This is a genomic window from Pseudomonas sp. RIT-PI-r (assembly GCF_001297015.1).
In the GTDB taxonomy this organism is placed as follows: Bacteria; Pseudomonadota; Gammaproteobacteria; order Pseudomonadales; family Pseudomonadaceae; genus Aquipseudomonas.
Map to the genome: position 1 here is coordinate 518204 of NZ_LIGE01000025.1, position 17784 is coordinate 535987.

The window sequence follows — 17784 nt, forward strand, 5'->3', positions numbered from 1 at the left end:
CATGACTGACAACCTGATTGAAATTCGTAACCTCAATGTCGCTTTCCATGGCCAGAACGTGGTGCGCGACCTGTGCCTGGATATTCGTCCCGGCGAGTGCCTGGCACTGGTCGGCGAATCAGGCTCGGGCAAATCGGTGACCGCGCATTCGATTCTGCAACTACTGCCTGAAGGCGATGCACAAACCACTGGCAGCATTCGTTATCGTGGCCAGGAACTGGTGGGGGCCGACCCGAAGGTGTTGCGTGAACTGCGCGGCAACCGCATCGCGATGATCTTTCAAGAGCCGATGACCTCGCTCAATCCGCTGCATACCATCGAAAAACAGATAGGCGAAACCCTGTTGCTCCACCGTGGCCTTGGCGGCAAGGCGGCACGGTTACGCATCCTTGAATTGCTCGGCCTGGTCGGCATCCAGAAACCCGAGGAGCGGCTCAAGGCTTATCCGCATCAGTTGTCCGGCGGCCAACGGCAACGCGTCATGATCGCCATGGCGTTGGCCTGCGAACCGGAACTGTTGATTGCCGACGAGCCAACCACCGCACTCGATGTGACGGTGCAGCGCAAGATCCTGCTGCTGCTCAAATCCCTGCAACAACGTTTGGGCATGTCCCTGCTGTTGATCAGTCACGACCTCAATCTGGTGCGCAGCATCGCTCAGCGCGTCTGCGTAATGAAGGCCGGGCAGATTGTCGAGCAGGCACCGTGCGAAACGCTGTTTACCGAGCCGAAACACCCTTACAGTTGCGTGCTGCTCAACGCCGAACCCGACGGCCAAGCGTTGCCCCGTGATGAGCGTGAGAATGTTCTGCAAGTCGAAGACCTTAAAGTCGAGTTTGTCATCGGTGGCGGGCTGTTTCAGCGCAAGCAATACCTGCGTGCAGTGGACGGCATCAGCCTGAATATCCAGCGCGGCAAGACTCTGGGCATCGTCGGTGAATCCGGTTCGGGAAAATCGACATTGGGTCAGGCGATCCTGCGCCTGCTCGATTCCGAGGGCAGTATCCGTTTCCAGGGCACCGCGCTCGATGGTTTGGACCAGAAGCAACTGCGGCCTTGGCGGCGACAGATGCAGGTGGTGTTTCAGGACCCGTTCGGAAGTCTCAGCCCGCGCATGTCGGTGGCGCAAATCATCAGCGAAGGGCTTGAGGTGCATTGCGAGTCAACGGCCAATGAGTGTGATGAGCAAGTGATCCGCGTACTCAAGGAAGTCGGCCTCGACCCCGAAAGCCGCCATCGCTACCCACACGAGTTTTCCGGCGGTCAGCGACAACGCATTGCGATCGCTCGGGCGCTGGTACTGAAACCGGCGCTGATCCTGCTCGACGAACCAACTTCGGCACTCGATCGCACGGTGCAGAAACAAGTGGTCGCCCTGCTCCGTGATCTTCAGGAAAAGCATGGCCTGACGTATCTGTTCATCAGTCATGACCTGGCGGTGGTACGCGCCCTCGCCCACGACATGATCGTGATCAAGGATGGCCAAGTGGTCGAACGCGGTGCCAGTCATGAGGTGTTCGATGCGCCACAGCATCCGTATACCCGAGAGCTGTTGGCGGCGGCACATCCGCGCCAGGCATGATCGGCGCCAGGCGTAAAACCGAGTCGCGGCCATCGCGGGCAAGCCCGCTCCCACAGGTTTCACGGGTGCGCACCCCATCTGTGAACAATCGCGAACCTTATGGGAGCTGGCTTGCCAGCGATGAGGCCGCCATTAACAACCCGAATTCCGGATCTGCCTGCACATGAACTCCACCGAAAGCCTCAAGGACTACCAACGGGTGCGCACCCTGGCGATCCGCTCGCTGTTCGAGATCATCGAGCAATCGAGCGAAGGCACGGTGATTGTCGATCGTGATGCCAATATCGTCTGGATGAACGAGCGTTACGCCCGTCGCTTTGGCCTCGAGTCCGCTGCCGGAGCCATCGGCAAACCCTGCGAAAGCGTGATCCCCGGCAGCCTGCTGCGCGAAGTGGTGCGCACCGGGCGACCAATCCTGCTGGACATGCAGGACACCCCGAAAGAGCCGCTGGTGGTGATGCGTCTGCCGATCCACGATGATGCTGGCAGCGTCATCGGCGCCATCGGTTTTGCCCTGTTCGATGAATTACGCACCTTGTCGCCGATGCTCAAGCGCTACCTGAGCATGCAGGAAGAACTGGCCTCGACGCGTTCGCTGCTGCGCGCCCGCCAGACCAAATACAACTTCGCCCACTTCATCGGCACCAGCGCGGCCAGCCTTGAAGTCAAACGTCGTGCGCGACGCAGTGCCAGCGCCGATTCGCCGGTATTGCTGCTCGGTGAAACCGGCACCGGCAAGGAGTTGCTCGCGCAAGCGATCCACAGTGCTTCGCCACGGGCGCACAAGGCGTTCGTCAGCATCAACAGCGCGGCGATTCCCGAGGCATTGCTGGAAGCGGAATTTTTCGGCACCGCACCGGGCGCGTTTACCGGCGCCGACCGCAAGGGCCGCACCGGTAAACTGCAGATTGCCCAGGGTGGCACACTGTTTCTCGACGAGATCGGTGACATGCCGCTGCCGTTGCAAAGCAAGCTGCTGCGCGTACTGCAGGAAAAAGAGTTTGAACCGGTCGGCTCCAACGAGGTGATCCAGAGCGATGTGCGAGTGATTGCCGCGACGTCGACGGATCTGCAAGCGGCGATCAAACGCGGCGAGTTCCGCGCCGACTTGTATTACCGCCTCAACGTACTGCCGATCCAGGTACCGCCATTGCGCGAGCGTCTTGACGATCTGCCGGCACTGAGCGAAGCGATTCTGGAAGAACTGCGCAGCCAGCACGAATTGCACCACGATGCGCTGCAACTGCTCGGCCAGCATGCCTGGCCGGGAAACATCCGCGAGCTGCGCAATGTATTGGAACGGGCGGCGTTGCTTAGCGATGACCTGATGCTGACAGAGAGCGATATTCGCGCCGCCATCGGCACGTTGACTCAGGTTGAGCGCAGCTCTGCGCCTACGATTGAAACGCTGCCCGTGGAAACCTATGCGCAGGCTCGCGAGCGCTTTGATCGGCAGTTGATCCAGTCAACGCTGGCGCAGTGCGCGGGGAAAGTGCCGGCAGCGGCGGCAAGGTTGGGGCTTGGGCGGTCGACGTTGTATAAGAAAATGGTTGCGTTGGGGATTGCCGAGTCTCAATAACGAGACTTGATCTCTGATTTGAGATTATCCATTTAAAGATCAAAAGATCGCAGCCTTCGGCAGCTCCTACGGAGGTTCAGTCATTCCAGTGTAGAAGCTGCCGAAGGCTGCGATCTTTTGATCTGCCGAAAAAGTCTCCAAACGGAGACAACCCATTGAAACACGCCCCACAAAAACACCTAATATCTTTATATTTCAATAACTTAGATATATGGCACAAATCTCGCTTTAGCCTCTCCTGCACCCGTATCAACCACAAAAATAACAATTCTGGAGAGACACACCATGAGTGTGATCATTGCCTTGGCAGCCCTCGCGCTGCTGATGCTCGCGGCCTACCGTGGCTACAGCGTTATTCTCTTTGCACCGATCGCCGCCCTCGGCGCCGTGCTGCTGACCGATCCGTCTGCCGTCGCCCCAGCCTTTACCGGGGTGTTCATGGAGAAAATGGTCGGCTTCATCAAATTGTATTTCCCGGTATTCCTGCTCGGTGCGGTGTTCGGCAAACTCATTGAGCTGTCGGGCTTCTCACGCTCGATTGTCGCTGCCGCCATTCGTCTGCTCGGGACCAAACAGGCGATGCTGGTGATCGTACTGGTCTGCGCCCTGCTCACCTACGGTGGTGTGTCGTTGTTTGTCGTGGTGTTTGCGGTGTATCCGTTTGCCGCCGAGATGTTCCGCCAGAGCAATATCCCCAAACGCCTGATCCCGGCGACCATCGCCCTCGGGGCGTTTTCGTTCACCATGGATGCCCTGCCCGGCACCCCGCAGATCCAGAACATCATCCCCAGCACGTTCTTCAATACCACCGCTTGGGCGGCGCCGTGGCTGGGCGTGATCGGCACGATTTTCGTCTTCTGCACCGGCATGCTGTTTCTGCAACGTCAGCGCAACAAGGCGCAGCGCGCCGGTGAAGGCTACGGGACCGAGCTGCGCAACGAACCGGAAACAGCCGAAGACCTGAAGCTGCCGAACCCATGGATTGCGCTGTCGCCGCTGCTGGCAGTGGGCATCATGAACCTGCTGTTCACCCAGTGGATTCCGCAGTGGTACGGCAAGACCCACAGCCTCGCGCTACCGGGCATGGCTACGCCGGTTACCACCGAAATAGCCAAGCTGACGGCAATCTGGGCGGTGCAGGCGGCTTTGCTGGTGGGCATTCTGATGGTGTTGGCGTTCGGCTTTCAGGCGATTCGCAGCAAGCTCGCCGAGGGCAGCAAAAGCGCAGTGAGTGGCGCGTTGCTGGCGGCGATGAACACTGCGTCGGAATACGGATTCGGTGCTGTAATCGCTTCGCTGCCGGGCTTTCTGGTCTTGGCTGACTGGCTCAAGCAGATTCCCAATCCGCTGGTCAACGAAGCCATCACCGTGACGTTACTGGCAGGGATCACCGGTTCGGCGTCGGGCGGCATGAGTATCGCGCTGGCGGCGATGTCCGAGCAGTTCATCAGCGCCGCGCACGCGGCGAACATTCCACTGGAAGTGCTGCACCGTGTAGCGGCGATGGCCAGTGGAGGCATGGATACCTTGCCGCACAACGGCGCGGTGATCACCCTGCTCGCGGTCACCGGCCTGACCCACCGCGAAGCCTATAAAGACATTTTCTGTATTACGCTGATCAAGACCCTTGCGGTTTTCGTCGTGATCGGCACTTTCTACGCCACTGGCATTGTGTGAGGTACTCATGACCACTCTTTCCGGCAAGACCGCACTGGTTACCGGCTCCACCAGCGGCATCGGCCTGGGTATTGCGTTAAGTCTGGCCAAGGCTGGGGCCAACCTGATCCTCAACGGTTTTGGTGATGCCACGAGCGTCATCGCCGAAGTCGGCCAGTTCGGCGGCCGGGTTGGCCATCATCCGGCCGATGTCAGCGACCCGGCGCAGATCGCCGAGATGATCGCCTACGCCGAGCGTGAGTTCGGCGGCGTCGACATTCTGGTCAATAACGCTGGCATCCAGCATGTCGCCGCTGTCGAGGAATTTCCGGTCGAGCGGTGGGATTCGATCATTGCGATCAACCTGTCGTCAGTATTTCACAGCACGCGCTTGAGCCTGCCGGGCATGCGCACGAAAGGTTGGGGGCGGATCATCAATATTGCCTCCGTGCACGGTCAGGTCGGTTCAACCGGCAAGGCTGCGTATGTCGCGGCCAAACACGGGGTGATCGGTTTGACCAAAGTGGTTGGCCTGGAAACCGCGACCAGCAATGTCACCTGCAATGCAATCTGCCCGGGCTGGGTGTTGACGCCGCTGGTGCAGAAGCAGATCGATGATCGCGCCGCCAAGGGTGTCGATCCGCAACAGGCGCAGCATGACCTGCTCGCTGAAAAGCAGCCGTCGCTGGAGTTCGTCACACCGCAGCATTTGGGCGAGTTGGTGTTGTTTCTGTGCAGTGAGGCGGGTAGCCAGGTAAGGGGCGCGGCGTGGAATATTGATGGTGGGTGGTTGGCGCAGTAGTCGGTTGAAAGACCGCGTTAACGTTCATCGCGGGCCAGCCACGCTCCCACAGGTGCAGGGTGAAATTGGAATCTGCTGACTACCTGTGGAGTGTGCCTGCCCGTGTCTGGATCTGAAGCTAAAACAAGAGGCAAACAATGTCCGACATCCTTTGGCAACCCGACGCCAACCGTATCGCCCAATCGCGCATGGACACCTTCCGGCGCGCGGTCAATCAGCGTCATGCGCTGAATCTCGACGACTACCCTGCCCTGCACCAATGGAGCATCGAGCAGCGTCCACAATTCTGGCAGGACATCGTCGATTTCTTCGACATCCGTTTTCACACTCAACCTGATGCGGTGCTGCGTGAGGGTGCACAAATGCCCAGCGCCGAATGGTTTCCCGGTGCCACCCTGAACTTCGCTGAACACCTGCTGCGCCGCCGTGACGATGCCGTGGCGGTCGTGGCAGTGGCGGAAAACGGCCAGCGCGAGCAACTGAGCTGGGCCGAACTGGCCGAGCATGTCGCCGGCTTCCAGGCCAGTTTGCAGGCTTGCGGCGTCGGCCTCGGCGATCGGGTGGCCGCGTGCATGCCGAATACCTGGCAGACGCTGGTGGCGATGCTTGCGACCACCAGCCTCGGCGCCATCTGGTCGTGCTCTTCGCCGGATTTCGGCACGCACGGCGTCATCGACCGTTTCGGCCAGATCGAGCCGAAGGTGCTGATCACCTGCGCCGGCTATCGCTATGCCGGTAAAGAGATCGACCAAACCACCAAGCTCAATGAAATTCTCCAACGGCTGCCAACACTGAAGCAGCTTATTGTCGTGCCCTACGCACGCCCGCAAGCGCGCCTCGCGGATTACCGGACACGCGCCGAAGTGACGCTCTGGGATGACTTTTATCAACCCGGCGGCGATCCGGATTTCGTCGCGGTGGCGTTCGATCATCCGCTCTACGTGCTGTATTCCAGTGGCACCACCGGCGTGCCGAAATGCATTGTGCACAGCACCGGCGGCGTGTTGCTGCAACACGTCAAGGAACATGGCCTGCATTGTGATCTTGGCCCCGGCGAGCGTTTGTTCTACTACACCCCCTGCGGCTGGATGATGTGGAACTGGCTGGTATCGGCCCTCGCGGTCGGCAGCGCAGTAGTCCTGTACGACGGCTCGCCGTTCTATCCGGATCATCAGCGGTTGCTCGATCTGATCGACGATGAACGCATCAGCGTGTTCGGCACCAGCCCAAAGTTTCTCGCGCCCCTGCAAAGCGATGGCAGCAAACCGCGCGACAGCCATGATCTGCGCAGCCTGAAAACCCTGCTGTGCACCGGCTCGGCGCTGTCGCCGCAAAGTTATGACTTCGTCTACCGCGACTTCAAAACCGACGTGTGCCTGGCGTCGATGTCCGGCGGCACCGATATTGTCTCGTGCTTCGTCAATGGCAATCCGCTGTCAGCGGTGCGTCGTGGCGAAATCATGGGCAAGAGCCTGGGCATGGCCGTTGAAGTCTGGAACGACGCCGGTCAACCGGTGACCGGCGAGAAAGGTGAACTGGTCTGTACCCGGCATTTCCCGGCGATGCCGATCGGCCTGTGGAATGACCCGGATGGCAGCAAACTGCAGCAATCCTATTTCAGTCTGTTTCCCGGCGTCTGGGCGCAAGGTGATTACGCCGAACAATTGCCCAACGGCAGCATGATGATTCATGGCCGCTCGGATGCCGTACTCAACCCCGGCGGCGTACGTATCGGCACCGCGGAAATCTATCGTCAGGTGGACAAAGTCCCGCAAGTGCTCGACAGCGTCGCCATCGGTCAGCGATGGCAAGACGACGTGCGCGTGGTGTTGTTTGTGCGTCTGGCAGACGGCGTAACACTCGACGACCCTCTGCAACAGCAGATTCGGCAAATGATCCGCGCCAATACCACACCACGGCATGTGCCGGCGAAGATAGTCGCGGTCAGCGATATTCCACGCACGATCAGCGGCAAGGTCGTCGAACTGGCCGTGCGTAATGTGGTGCACGGCGAAAAGGTCAAGAACACCGACGCGCTGGCCAATCCCGAAGCGCTGGAGCAGTTTCGCCAGCGCCCTGAACTCGACGACTGAGTCCGCTCATTCCATCAAGCCCCACTCACCCGAGGTGGGTGGCGCCGGTGCAGCATCGGCCTGCAATTTCAAGCGCAGGCGCAGGTTGTTCACCGAGTCGGCATGCTTAAGCGCCTCGTCTTCGCTGATTGCACCTTCCAGCACCAGTGCGTGCAGCGCGCCATCGAACGTCTGCATGCCCAGCTCGGTGGATTTTTCCATGATGCCCTTGAGCTCGCCCAACTGATTACGCCGGATCAGGTCGCCGATGGTCGGCGTCCCCAGCAGCAACTCGACCGCAGCCCGCCGCTGGCCGTCCAGCGTGCGCACCAATCGCTGGGAAACAAAGGCCTTGAGGTTGTTGCCCAAGGCATGCAGCAACTGCGGCCGGCGCTCCTCGGCAAACAGGTTGATGATTCGCTCAAGCGCCTGATTGGCGTTGTTCGCGTGCAGGGTCGACAGCACCAGATGCCCGGTTTCGGCAAATGCCAGCGCATGTTCCAGGGTGTCGCGGTCGCGGATTTCACCGATCAGCACCACGTCAGGTGCCTGGCGCAGGGTGTTTTTCAGTGCGGCATGAAAACTGCGCGTGTCGACACCGACTTCGCGTTGATTGATGATCGACCGTTGGTGCCGGTGGATGTACTCGATCGGGTCTTCAATGGTCACGATATGCCCGCTACTGTGACGATTGCGATGATCGATCAACGCCGCCAGTGACGTCGACTTACCGGAATCGGTGGCGCCGACGAACAGGATCAGCCCCTGTTTGAGCATCACCGCTTCGAGCAGCACCGGCGGCAGCTTGAGGTCTTCAAAACGTGGAATGTCGAGTTTGACGTTACGGATTACAATCGACACCTCATTGCGTTGTTTGAACAGGTTGACCCGAAAACGTCCGATACCGGCGCGCGAGATCGCCAGATTCATTTCCAGATCGCGGTCGAACTCCTGACGCTGTTCGGCGTCCATCAGGGAATTGGCGATGGTCGCGACCTCGCCGGGTCTGAACGGCTGCGCACTCAGCGCCGTCAGCACCCCCTGAAAACGCGCACTGGGTGGCGCTCCCGTAGACAAGAACAAGTCCGAGCCGTGCTCCCGGGCAAAACGTGTTAACAGTGCATCGATTTCCATGGCCACCAGTACCCGCGAAGCTTCCAATATTCAGACATGCCCTGCTGCCGTGACGCAGCGGTACATTGAGCGTCTACCGTCCCTGAAGAATAGTAGACGCCGCTTAACGAACGACACGCAGGACTGACGCGATGAATGCCGTACCCACCCACGACGATGCTCAGGCGCTGATCGCCCGCACCGATTGGAGCCGCAGCCCGCTGGGCGATGCCAGTGCCTGGCCACAAAGCCTGCGCACCGCCGTGGACATCGTGCTCCACTCGCCGATGCCGATGCTGTTGCTCTGGGGCCCGCAGCTCACGCAGATCTACAACAACGGCTTCGCCATGCTCGCCGGCAACAAGCATCCGCACGCTTTCGGACAACCGGCGCATCTGGTATGGCCTGAACTTCGAGACTTTACCGACCCGATCTACAGCGCCGTCCTGCAAGGCCAGGTGCGCACCTACAGCGAGCGACGCTTTACCCTGCAACGTGAAGGGCAGGAATCCGACTTCTGGCTGGATTTGACCTACAGCCCGATCCGCGATGAAACCGCGCAAGTGGCCGGCATTCTGGTCACCGCCATCGAAACCAATGAACGGCGGCGGATCGCCCTCGAACTCAAACAACGCTCGGAAGAAAGCCTCAAGGCCCAGCGCGAATCCGAGGAACGTCTGCAATTGGCGCTGGCCGCCACTGACGCTGTCGGCACCTGGGATTGGGACATCGGCGAAGACCGCTTCATTGCTGACAGCCACTTTGCGCAGTTGCACGGCGTCGATCCGGCCCGAGCCGATCAGCTGCCGATCAGCGCTTACCTGCAAGGCGTGCACCCTGAAGACCGCGCCATGATCGCGCGCAGCATCAAGCACTGCATCACCCACGGCACCGAGTACGCCGAGGAATATCGCCTGTTGCAGCCCGATGGCGAGTTGCGCTGGGTGTTTGCCCGGGGCCGCTGCTACAAGGACCATCACGGTCGGCCAGTGCGTTTTCTCGGCGCCGCGCTGGACCTGACTGAGCGCAAACACACCGAGCAGGCGTTGCGCCAGAGCCAGACGGAATTGCAGCTGATCATCAACGCCATGCCGATCCTGATCAGCTATGTCGATCGCGAAGAACGTTTCAGGCTCAACAACGCGGCGTATCTGGACTGGTATGGCCTGACCCCGCAAGAACTCTATGGTCGAACCATTCGCGACGTTATCGGCGAGGAAGCCTACTTCCTGCGCGCGCCGTACATTGCCGAAGCACTGGCTGGCAGGTCTTGTTCCTTCAGCCTGTACACCACGCACCGCGACGGCAGCAACCGCCACGCCTTGATGAACTACTTGCCTCGTCACGGTGCGGACGGCGCGGTCAACGGTTTCTACATTTTCGTGATCGATGAAACCGAGCGCAAGAAAACCGAAGAAGCCCTGCGCAACCTCAATGAAACGCTCGAGGAGCGGGTCAGCGCCCGCACCGAACAACTGGCGCAGGCCAACCAGCGTCTGCAGAACGAAATGTTCGAACGCGAGCGTGCCGAGGATGCGTTGCGCCATGCGCAAAAAATGGAAGCGGTCGGTCAGCTCACCGGCGGCATTGCCCATGACTTCAACAACATGCTCACCGGAATCATCGGCAGCCTCGATTTGATGCAGCGCTATATTGCCGATGGCCGCGCCAACGAGATCGGGCGTTTTACCGAAGCAGCAGTCTCCTCGGCCAATCGTGCAGCAGCCTTGACCCATCGTCTGCTGGCGTTTTCGCGACGCCAGTCACTGGATCGCAAGCAGCTCAACGTCAATGAGCTGATTCATTCCCTGGAAGATCTGATCCGCCGGACCAAAGGTGATCCGATCGAACTCAAGTTGCAGCTGGCCGATGACCTCTGGCCCGTCAGCACCGACGTCAGCCAACTGGAAAACGCCCTGCTCAACCTGGTGATCAATGCGCGCGATGCAATGCCTGACGGCGGCGAGTTGCTGATCGAAACCGCCAACGTCTACCTCGATGGCAGCGACATCACCACGCTGGAGCCGGTCAAGGCCGGTGATTACCTGATGCTCGCGGTCAGCGATAACGGTTCGGGCATGACGGCGTCGGTCAGGTCCAAGGCGTTCGATCCGTTCTTCACTACCAAACCGATTGGTCAGGGTACCGGGCTTGGGCTGTCGATGATTTACGGGTTCGCTCAGCAATCGGGCGGGCATGTGAGCCTCGACAGCCTCCCGGGGCAAGGCACATGTGTGCGCCTGTACTTGCCACGCCTGCAGGGCTTGGAGCTGGAACGCCCGGCCAGTGCGCCGATCCAGCAGCCGGCGCCGGCTGCAACCGGCGAAACCGTGGTGGTGGTCGAGGACGATCCGGCGGTGCGCATGCTGGTGCTCGACCTGCTGCGCGAGCTGGGTTATCAGGCCTTTGAGGCCGAAGATGCGAAAACCGCTTTGCCGCTGTTGGAGTCTGATCTGCGGGTCGACCTGCTGGTCACGGATGTCGGCCTGCCTGGCATGAACGGCCGGCAACTGGCGGAGATCGCCCGCCAGCATCGCCCAGGGCTGAAAATATTGTTCATGACCGGTTACGCGCAAAAGGCCGCCGAGCGGCAAGGGTTTCTCGAAGACGGTATGGACATGGTCGCCAAACCCTTTGCCATTGAGCTGCTGGCGAACAAGATCCGCACGATGATCAGTCAAAATCCGTGACTTGAGGCATAATCCGCGCCCCGCCGTCACCCCGTTATCAGGGATCGCAAGATGAAAGCCCAAGCCCGCCACATTCTGGTAAAAACCGCCGAAGAGGCCGAACAGCTCAAGCAACGCATCGCCAAAGGTGAAGCGTTCGATGTACTGGCCAAGAAATTTTCGACCTGCCCGTCCGGCAAGCGCGGCGGCGATCTGGGTGAAGTGCGGCCTGGGCAGATGGTCGGCGCGATTGACGCGGTGATCTTCAAAAAACCACTGCGTACGGTGCATGGGCCAATCAAGAGCAAGTTCGGCTATCACCTGGTGCAGGTGTTTTACCGGGATTAAATATCGCTTTCCTGTAGGAGCTGTCGAGTGAAACGAGGCTGCGATCTTTTGATCTGGTTTTTAAGATCGCAGCCTTCGGCAGCTCCTACAGGGATTGCATTCAGGTTCTGGGAATCAATGCCCCGGGCACCTGAATCACCCGGCTGGCCAACTGATGCCCCGCCTCGGCAGCCTCTTCCGTACTCCCGCCGAGCAGTCGACTAGCCAGATACGCCGCACTGAACGAATCCCCCGCCGCCGTGGTGTCCACGACTTTCTCGACCTTCTGCGCCGGCACTTCAAATGCCTCGCCATCACAGCGAATCAAACAGGCTTCAGCGCCGCGCTTGAGCACCACTTCCGGGGTGCCGAACTGCGCGTAAGCATCAAACACCGCATCGCAATCGGCAAAACCAAACAGTGCCTGTTCGTCATCCACCGTCAACAATGCCAGATCAACGTACGGCAATACGCTGCGATAGGCCTCGCGCGCCTCGTCCACCGAAGCCCACAAGCGCGGGCGGTAGTTGTTGTCGAAGACAATCCGCGCATCGCGCTGACGCGCTTCGATCAGGCTCTGGATCAATCGCTCACGGCCCTTCGTACCGAGCACCGCCAGGGTGATACCACTGAAATACAACACGTCGTAATCCGGCAACGCCGCCAGAATCGGTTCGGCTGCCGGGGTGGTGAAACAATCGCGCACTGCCGCTTCGTTGCGCCAGTAAAGGAAACGACGCTCGCCGTTGGCGTCGGTCTGGATGCAATACAGGCCCGGCAAGCGACCCGGCAGGCGTTGAACCAGATCGAGGCCGATACCTTCGCTGGTCCAGATCTGGCACATGGCATCGCTGAAGCTGTCGTCGCCCAGCGCGGTGACGTAGTCGACCCGGGCCTTGTCGCCCATTGCGCGGGACAAGTACACCGCTGTGTTGAGCGTGTCGCCGCCGAAGCTTTGCTGCAGGCTGCCGTCGGCGCGTTGCTGCAGTTCGATCATGCATTCGCCGATCAGGGCGATGCGCGGGGTGTTCGGGCCCAAGGGGCTCAGGGTGTTCATCTTGTGCTGTCTCCGTTGATGCGCGGATGTCTGGGCGGGCCTCATCGCTGGCAAGCCAGCTCCCACAAGGATTCATGTCGCTCACAAATTTTTTAATCAACACTGAACCCTGTGGGAGCTGGCTTGCCAGCGATTGGCCTCGACTCGGTCTCGAGCCTTAGAAACAAGTCTCCATGCTTTCGATCACCGACAACTGCTCATCCACCAACAACCCCACACGCCACTTGTCGAACGTCAGGCACGGATGCGACGTACCAAAGGAAATGATGTCACCCACACGTAATTCAACGCCCGGCGCCACCGTCATGAACGCGTGCTGATCCATCACCGCCGTGACCTTGCAGGCACTGACATCATCGCCCACGGCTGGCACGACGCCCGTCTTGTAACGCAACAACGGCACCGGCAAACCGGCGTCAAACGCGACGTCACGCTTGCCCAGTGCAATCACTGCAAAACCTGGTTCCGGCAGCGACTGCACATGCGCCCAGACTTCCAGCGCCGGGCGCAAACCTTCGTGCAAATCACTGCGACGGTCGAGCACGCAGCACTGCGCCTCCTTATAGATCCCATGGTCATGCGCCACATAACTGCCCGGACGCAACACGCTTAGGAAACGCCCTGCCGCGTTCTGCGTTTCGAACGATTCGGCAATCAGGTCGTACCACGCCGAGCCCGAAGCGGTGATGATCGGCTTGGCGATCGCGAACGCGCCGCTGTCCTGCAACTGCACCGCCAGACGCACCAGCGACGCGGCAAACTGCCGAATGCCACTGACTGCGTGATCGCCGTGAATCACCCCTTCGTAGCCCTCGATGCCGGTCAGGGCCAGCGCCGGTTGGGCGTTGATCGCCTTGGCCAGTTCGATGACTTCCTGCTCGCTGCGGCAACCGCAACGTCCGCCAACGACGCCGTATTCGATCATCACGTTGAGCTTCACTCCACGCGAGGCGAAGTAAGCGCCGAGATCGGCGACGTTGTCCGGGTGATCGACCATGCAATGGAAATCGAACGCGGAATCGACGAGCAGATCGGCAATCAGTGCCATGTTCGGCGTGCCGACCAATTGGTTGGCCATCAGCACGCGGCGTACGCCATGGGCGTAAGCGGCACGAGTCTGGGTCGCGCTGGCGAGGGTGATGCCCCACGCGCCGGCGTCGAGCTGACGCTTGAACAGTGCCGGGGTCATGCTGGTTTTGCCATGAGGCGCAAGTTGCGCGCCGCTGTCGCTGACGAACTTCTGCATCCAGCGAATGTTGTGCTCCAGCGCCTCGCGATGCAGCACCAGCGCTGGCAGGCTGACGTCACGCGTCAGGTGCGCGCCAATGGCCGCGTCGCCCTTTTCCACAGCAGTATTGATGGCAGTCGTCATGGTCGAACTCCTCACTTTTTACGCGGCCGCAGGCAGCCGCGGTTATTCGTTGATACGCCGGGCGAGGCTGTTGGCGCTCTCGATCAGAACCCGGCGATAGTCGTTGTAATTGTTCTTCGCATCGGCCCGTGGAGCGACGATGCACAAGGTACAAATCGCGATGCCATTGCGGTCTTTGACCGGCGCGGCGAAGCAATGGGTGAAGGTGTCGGCGACGCTGTCGAAGGAGAAAAATCCATCGATACCCGCCTGCCGGATTTCCGCGAGAAAACGTTCCAGAGGCAAACGCTCGCCATCGGGCAGGATGTAGTCGTCTTCGTCGATCAGGTCGATGATCTGTTGATCACTCAAGTGCGCGAGCAGCAGGCGTCCGGAAGCCGTCCACGGGATCGGCGCGTTTTCGCCGATGTCGGAGGCAATGCGGAAATGCCGCTCGCCCTCCTTCATCAACGCCACCGTGTATTTGCGCCCGTTGAGCAAGCACATCTGCGCGGTTTCACGGGTCTGGCTGACGATCTCCTGCAGGGCGTGATCAGCCTCGCGACTGAGGTCGAAATGGCGCAAATGCGCTTGACCGAGAAAGTACAGTTGCCGTCCCAGATAGACATGACCGTCCTTGCCCACCGGCTCGAGAATCCGTCGTTCCAGCAGCGAAGCGACCAGTTCGTAGACCGTGGATTTCGGGCTGCCGATGCCGTTGGCGATGTCGTTCGGGCGCAGCGGCTGGCCGACTTCCTTGAGGAAATCGAGGATATCGAACGCCCGGTCCAGACCGCGGGCCCTGCGCTTGATGGTGTCTTCGGTCATTTCAGTGGTTCCCATTCAAAGTCGCCGGGAGTTTACCGCTAATGATCGTTCCCATGCTCCGCGTGGGAATGCAGCCCGGGACGCTCTGCGTCCCTTGGAACGCGGAGCGTTCCGAGAGGCATTCCCACGCAGAGCGTAGGAACGATCCGCGTATTGGTCAGGGTTTCTTCTTGTACGCAATGCAATCAATCTCGACCTTGCAGTCGACCATCATGCTCGCCTGCACACAGGCCCGCGCCGGTGCATGTTCGGGCTTGAAGTACTCGCCGAAAACCTTGTTGAAGCTGCTGAAATCACGCGGATCGTCCAGCCACACCCCGGCGCGTACTACGTCTTCCAGGCCATAACCGGCCTCTTCAAGAATCGCGATCAGGTTCGTCATGGTCTGGTGGGTCTGCTCGACAATGCCACCAACAATGATCTCGCCATCCACCGCCGGCACCTGTCCGGACACATGCAGCCAGCCATCCGCCTCAACAGCGCGCGCGAATGGGCGTGGCTGGCCGCCAGCGGCGGTGCTGCCGGTGCCGTAACGAGTAATGCTCATGGGTATTTCTCCTGATTACAAAACGAAAGATTAAAACCGCGTGCTTTTCAGAAACTCAGCCAGACGCGGTGATTGCGGGCGTTCGAACAGCTCCTTGGGAGGCCCCTGCTCTTCGATTCGCCCCTGATTCATGAAAACGATCTTGTCCGAGACCTCAAACGCAAAACGCATCTCGTGGGTCACCAGCAGCATGGTCATGCCGTCCTCGGCCAGGCCCTTGATCACGTTGAGTACTTCGCCGACCAGCTCCGGGTCGCGGGCTGAAGTCACTTCGTCGAACAGCATCAGGCTCGGGTTCATCGCGATAGCACGGGCAATCGCCACGCGCTGCTGCTGACCACCGGACAACTGGCCGGGGAAGTGATTGCGCCGCTCCAGTAAACCGACGCGCTCCAGCCATTTTTCGGCCAGCACTACGGCTTCGTCCTTGTGCATCTTCTTCACCTTGAGCAGGCCCAGGGTGACGTTTTGCAACGCGGTCAGATGCGGGAACAGATTGAATTGCTGGAACGCCATGCCGGTCATTGCGCGATGGCGGGCAATCACTTTTTCAGCGTGCCTGATGCGTTTGCCGTTGGTTTCGTCATAGCCGATCGATTCGCCGTCGAGCAGGATCTGCCCGCCCTGAAACTCTTCGAGCATGTTCACGCAGCGCAGCAGCGTGGTTTTACCCGAACCGCTGGAGCCGATCAGCGTGACCACGTTGCCGCGCTGCATGCTCAAGTCGACCCCCTTAAGGACTTCGACCGCACCGTACTGCTTGTGCAAACCACGGATGTCCAGCAGCGGCTGGCCGTTTTGAACGTTGGAAACTTGAGCTTCAGTCATGGCAAGGCCACCCGCTTTTCAATGTGCCGGCCGAGTAATTCGATGCCGTAGTTGATGACGAAGAACAGAAAACCGGCGAACAGGTAAAACTCCAGGGTCATGAAGTTTCGGGCGATGATCTGTTGGGTGCTGAGGAGCAATTCGGCGACGCCGATCACTGAGAGCAAGGTCGAGGCCTTGACGATTTCGGTGGATGAGTTGACCCAGGTCGGCAGGATCTGCCGCAGTGCCTGAGGCAACAACACGTAGCCGAGGGATTGGTAGAACGTCAGGCCGATGGCCTGGCTCGCTTCCATCTGTCCGCGGGGCAAGGCTTGCAGCGCGCCACGGACAATTTCGGCGACGTGCGAGCCACAAAACAGCGTCAGGCCCAAGGCGCCGGCCTGGAACGCGCTGATCTGCCAGCCGAGCGCCGGCGCCATATAGAAGCAGGCCAGCACCAGCACAAACACCGGCGTGCCACGAATCAGATCGACGTAAAAACGAAACGGCGCGCGCATCCAGAACTTGCCGTAGGTCAGCACCAGACCGGCGACCACGCCGAGCATCGTGCCGAGCAGAATTGCCAGCGCCGACACTTGCACACTGGTCAGGAAACCCTGCCAAAGCGGTTCACGGGCGACCCACAATTCATGTAACCAACTGGGAGATTCGTACATCGCAGCCTCCTATCGGCGGATTGCCAAACGCTGCTCCAGGTATCGCAGCAGCATGGCAATGAGGTAACAGGCCGCGACATACAACGCCGTGGTCACCAGCCAGGTTTCAATCACCCGGTAGCTTTCGACGTTGATCTTGCGCGCGTAATAGGTCAGCTCCGGCACCGCAATCGCGGCGGCCAGCGAGGTGTCCTTGAACAGCGAGATGAAGTTGTTCGACAACGCCGGTAAAACATTGCGCAGCATCACCGGCACGGTGACATAGGCCTTGACCTGCCACTCGCCAAGACCGATCGCCAGTCCGGCTTCGCGCTGCCCTTTGGGAATGCTCAGCAAACCGCCGCGGAACACTTCAGTCAGATATGCGCCGGCATACAGCGACAACGTAATGATGAACGAAGGGATCTTGTCCAGACGGATCCCAAGGCTCGGCAGTGCAAAGTAGATCAACAGAATCAACACCAGAATCGGCGTGTTACGCACCACCGTGACGTACACCGAAGCCAGCACCCGCAGGGCGCGATGCTTTGACAGCAGCGCAAACGCCATCAGCAGGCCGATCACGCAGCCGATGGCGATCGACACCAGTGCCAGTTCGAGGCCCAGACCGAGCCCCGCCAGCAAGGTGTCGAAATCGCGCCACACGGCGGCAAAGTTCAACTGATAGTTCATGGTCAGCAGTACCTTGAGCGGGGCGACGTGAATCGCCCCACT

At 60.0% G+C, this 17784-nt stretch carries 15 protein-coding genes; 7 read left to right on the top strand and 8 right to left on the bottom strand.

Annotated elements, in window-relative coordinates:
• Position 1 precedes the first annotated feature (1 nt).
• The 5 genes from AK821_RS14200 (at position 2) to AK821_RS14220 (ending at position 7712) form a co-directional block, all read left to right on the top strand.
• The gene (locus tag AK821_RS14200) at positions 2 to 1582 is read left to right on the top strand and encodes an ABC transporter ATP-binding protein (protein ID WP_064390253.1); all 1581 of its coding nucleotides are present in this window, start codon (positions 2 to 4) and stop codon (positions 1580 to 1582) included.
• A 163-nt stretch (positions 1583 to 1745) separates the two neighbouring features.
• Positions 1746 to 3161: a sigma-54 interaction domain-containing protein gene (locus AK821_RS14205; protein WP_064390254.1), complete on the top strand. Its 1416-nt coding sequence runs from the start codon at positions 1746 to 1748 to the stop codon at positions 3159 to 3161.
• Between the two features lie 285 nt (positions 3162 to 3446).
• Positions 3447 to 4838: a GntP family permease gene (locus AK821_RS14210; protein ID WP_064390255.1), complete on the top strand. Its 1392-nt coding sequence runs from the start codon at positions 3447 to 3449 to the stop codon at positions 4836 to 4838.
• A 7-nt stretch (positions 4839 to 4845) separates the two neighbouring features.
• A complete protein-coding gene (hbdH, locus tag AK821_RS14215) occupies positions 4846 to 5619 on the top strand; it encodes a 3-hydroxybutyrate dehydrogenase (RefSeq protein WP_064390256.1) in 774 nt (257 codons plus the stop codon).
• Between the two features lie 137 nt (positions 5620 to 5756).
• Positions 5757 to 7712 (top strand): acetoacetate--CoA ligase, encoded by a 1956-nt coding sequence (locus AK821_RS14220; RefSeq protein WP_064390257.1) that lies wholly within the window; start codon positions 5757 to 5759, stop codon positions 7710 to 7712.
• A 6-nt stretch (positions 7713 to 7718) separates the two neighbouring features.
• On the opposite strand, the gene AK821_RS14225 is transcribed toward AK821_RS14220, so the two are convergent.
• Complete coding sequence (locus AK821_RS14225; RefSeq protein ID WP_064390258.1) at positions 7719 to 8825, bottom strand: PilT/PilU family type 4a pilus ATPase; 1107 nt, start codon at positions 8823 to 8825, stop codon at positions 7719 to 7721.
• A gap of 131 nt (positions 8826 to 8956) precedes the next feature.
• On the opposite strand from AK821_RS14225, the gene AK821_RS14230 reads away from it, so the two are divergent.
• Together AK821_RS14230 and AK821_RS14235 are read left to right on the top strand one after the other, a co-directional pair.
• Positions 8957 to 11494 (top strand): PAS domain-containing hybrid sensor histidine kinase/response regulator, encoded by a 2538-nt coding sequence (locus AK821_RS14230; protein ID WP_064390259.1) that lies wholly within the window; start codon positions 8957 to 8959, stop codon positions 11492 to 11494.
• A 51-nt stretch (positions 11495 to 11545) separates the two neighbouring features.
• Positions 11546 to 11821 carry a peptidylprolyl isomerase gene (locus tag AK821_RS14235; RefSeq protein ID WP_007912322.1) on the top strand — a complete coding sequence of 92 codons (276 nt, stop codon included), beginning with the start codon at positions 11546 to 11548 and terminating at the stop codon, positions 11819 to 11821.
• A gap of 100 nt (positions 11822 to 11921) precedes the next feature.
• Here the strand turns inward: AK821_RS14235 and AK821_RS14240 are convergent, their stop codons facing one another.
• The 7 genes from AK821_RS14240 to AK821_RS14270 form a co-directional block, all read right to left on the bottom strand.
• Positions 11922 to 12857 carry a sugar kinase gene (locus tag AK821_RS14240; RefSeq protein ID WP_064390260.1) on the bottom strand — a complete coding sequence of 312 codons (936 nt, stop codon included), beginning with the start codon at positions 12855 to 12857 and terminating at the stop codon, positions 11922 to 11924.
• A 157-nt stretch (positions 12858 to 13014) separates the two neighbouring features.
• A complete protein-coding gene (locus AK821_RS14245; protein WP_064390261.1) occupies positions 13015 to 14229 on the bottom strand; it encodes an amino acid deaminase in 1215 nt (404 codons plus the stop codon).
• 42 nt (positions 14230 to 14271) lie between these two features.
• Positions 14272 to 15036, bottom strand: a complete 765-nt coding sequence (locus AK821_RS14250) for an IclR family transcriptional regulator (RefSeq protein WP_064390262.1) — start codon at positions 15034 to 15036, stop codon at positions 14272 to 14274.
• 157 nt (positions 15037 to 15193) lie between these two features.
• The gene (locus tag AK821_RS14255; protein WP_064390263.1) at positions 15194 to 15583 is read right to left on the bottom strand and encodes a RidA family protein; all 390 of its coding nucleotides are present in this window, start codon (positions 15581 to 15583) and stop codon (positions 15194 to 15196) included.
• Between the two features lie 30 nt (positions 15584 to 15613).
• A complete protein-coding gene (locus tag AK821_RS14260) occupies positions 15614 to 16411 on the bottom strand; it encodes an amino acid ABC transporter ATP-binding protein (protein WP_064390264.1) in 798 nt (265 codons plus the stop codon).
• Entirely contained in the window at positions 16408 to 17070 is a 663-nt protein-coding gene (locus AK821_RS14265; protein ID WP_008078016.1) for an amino acid ABC transporter permease, read from the bottom strand. Before AK821_RS14265 ends, AK821_RS14260 begins: the two co-directional genes overlap by 4 nt.
• Before the next feature lie 9 nt (positions 17071 to 17079).
• Positions 17080 to 17742 (bottom strand): amino acid ABC transporter permease, encoded by a 663-nt coding sequence (locus AK821_RS14270; protein ID WP_003225455.1) that lies wholly within the window; start codon positions 17740 to 17742, stop codon positions 17080 to 17082.
• Positions 17743 to 17784 lie beyond the last annotated feature (42 nt).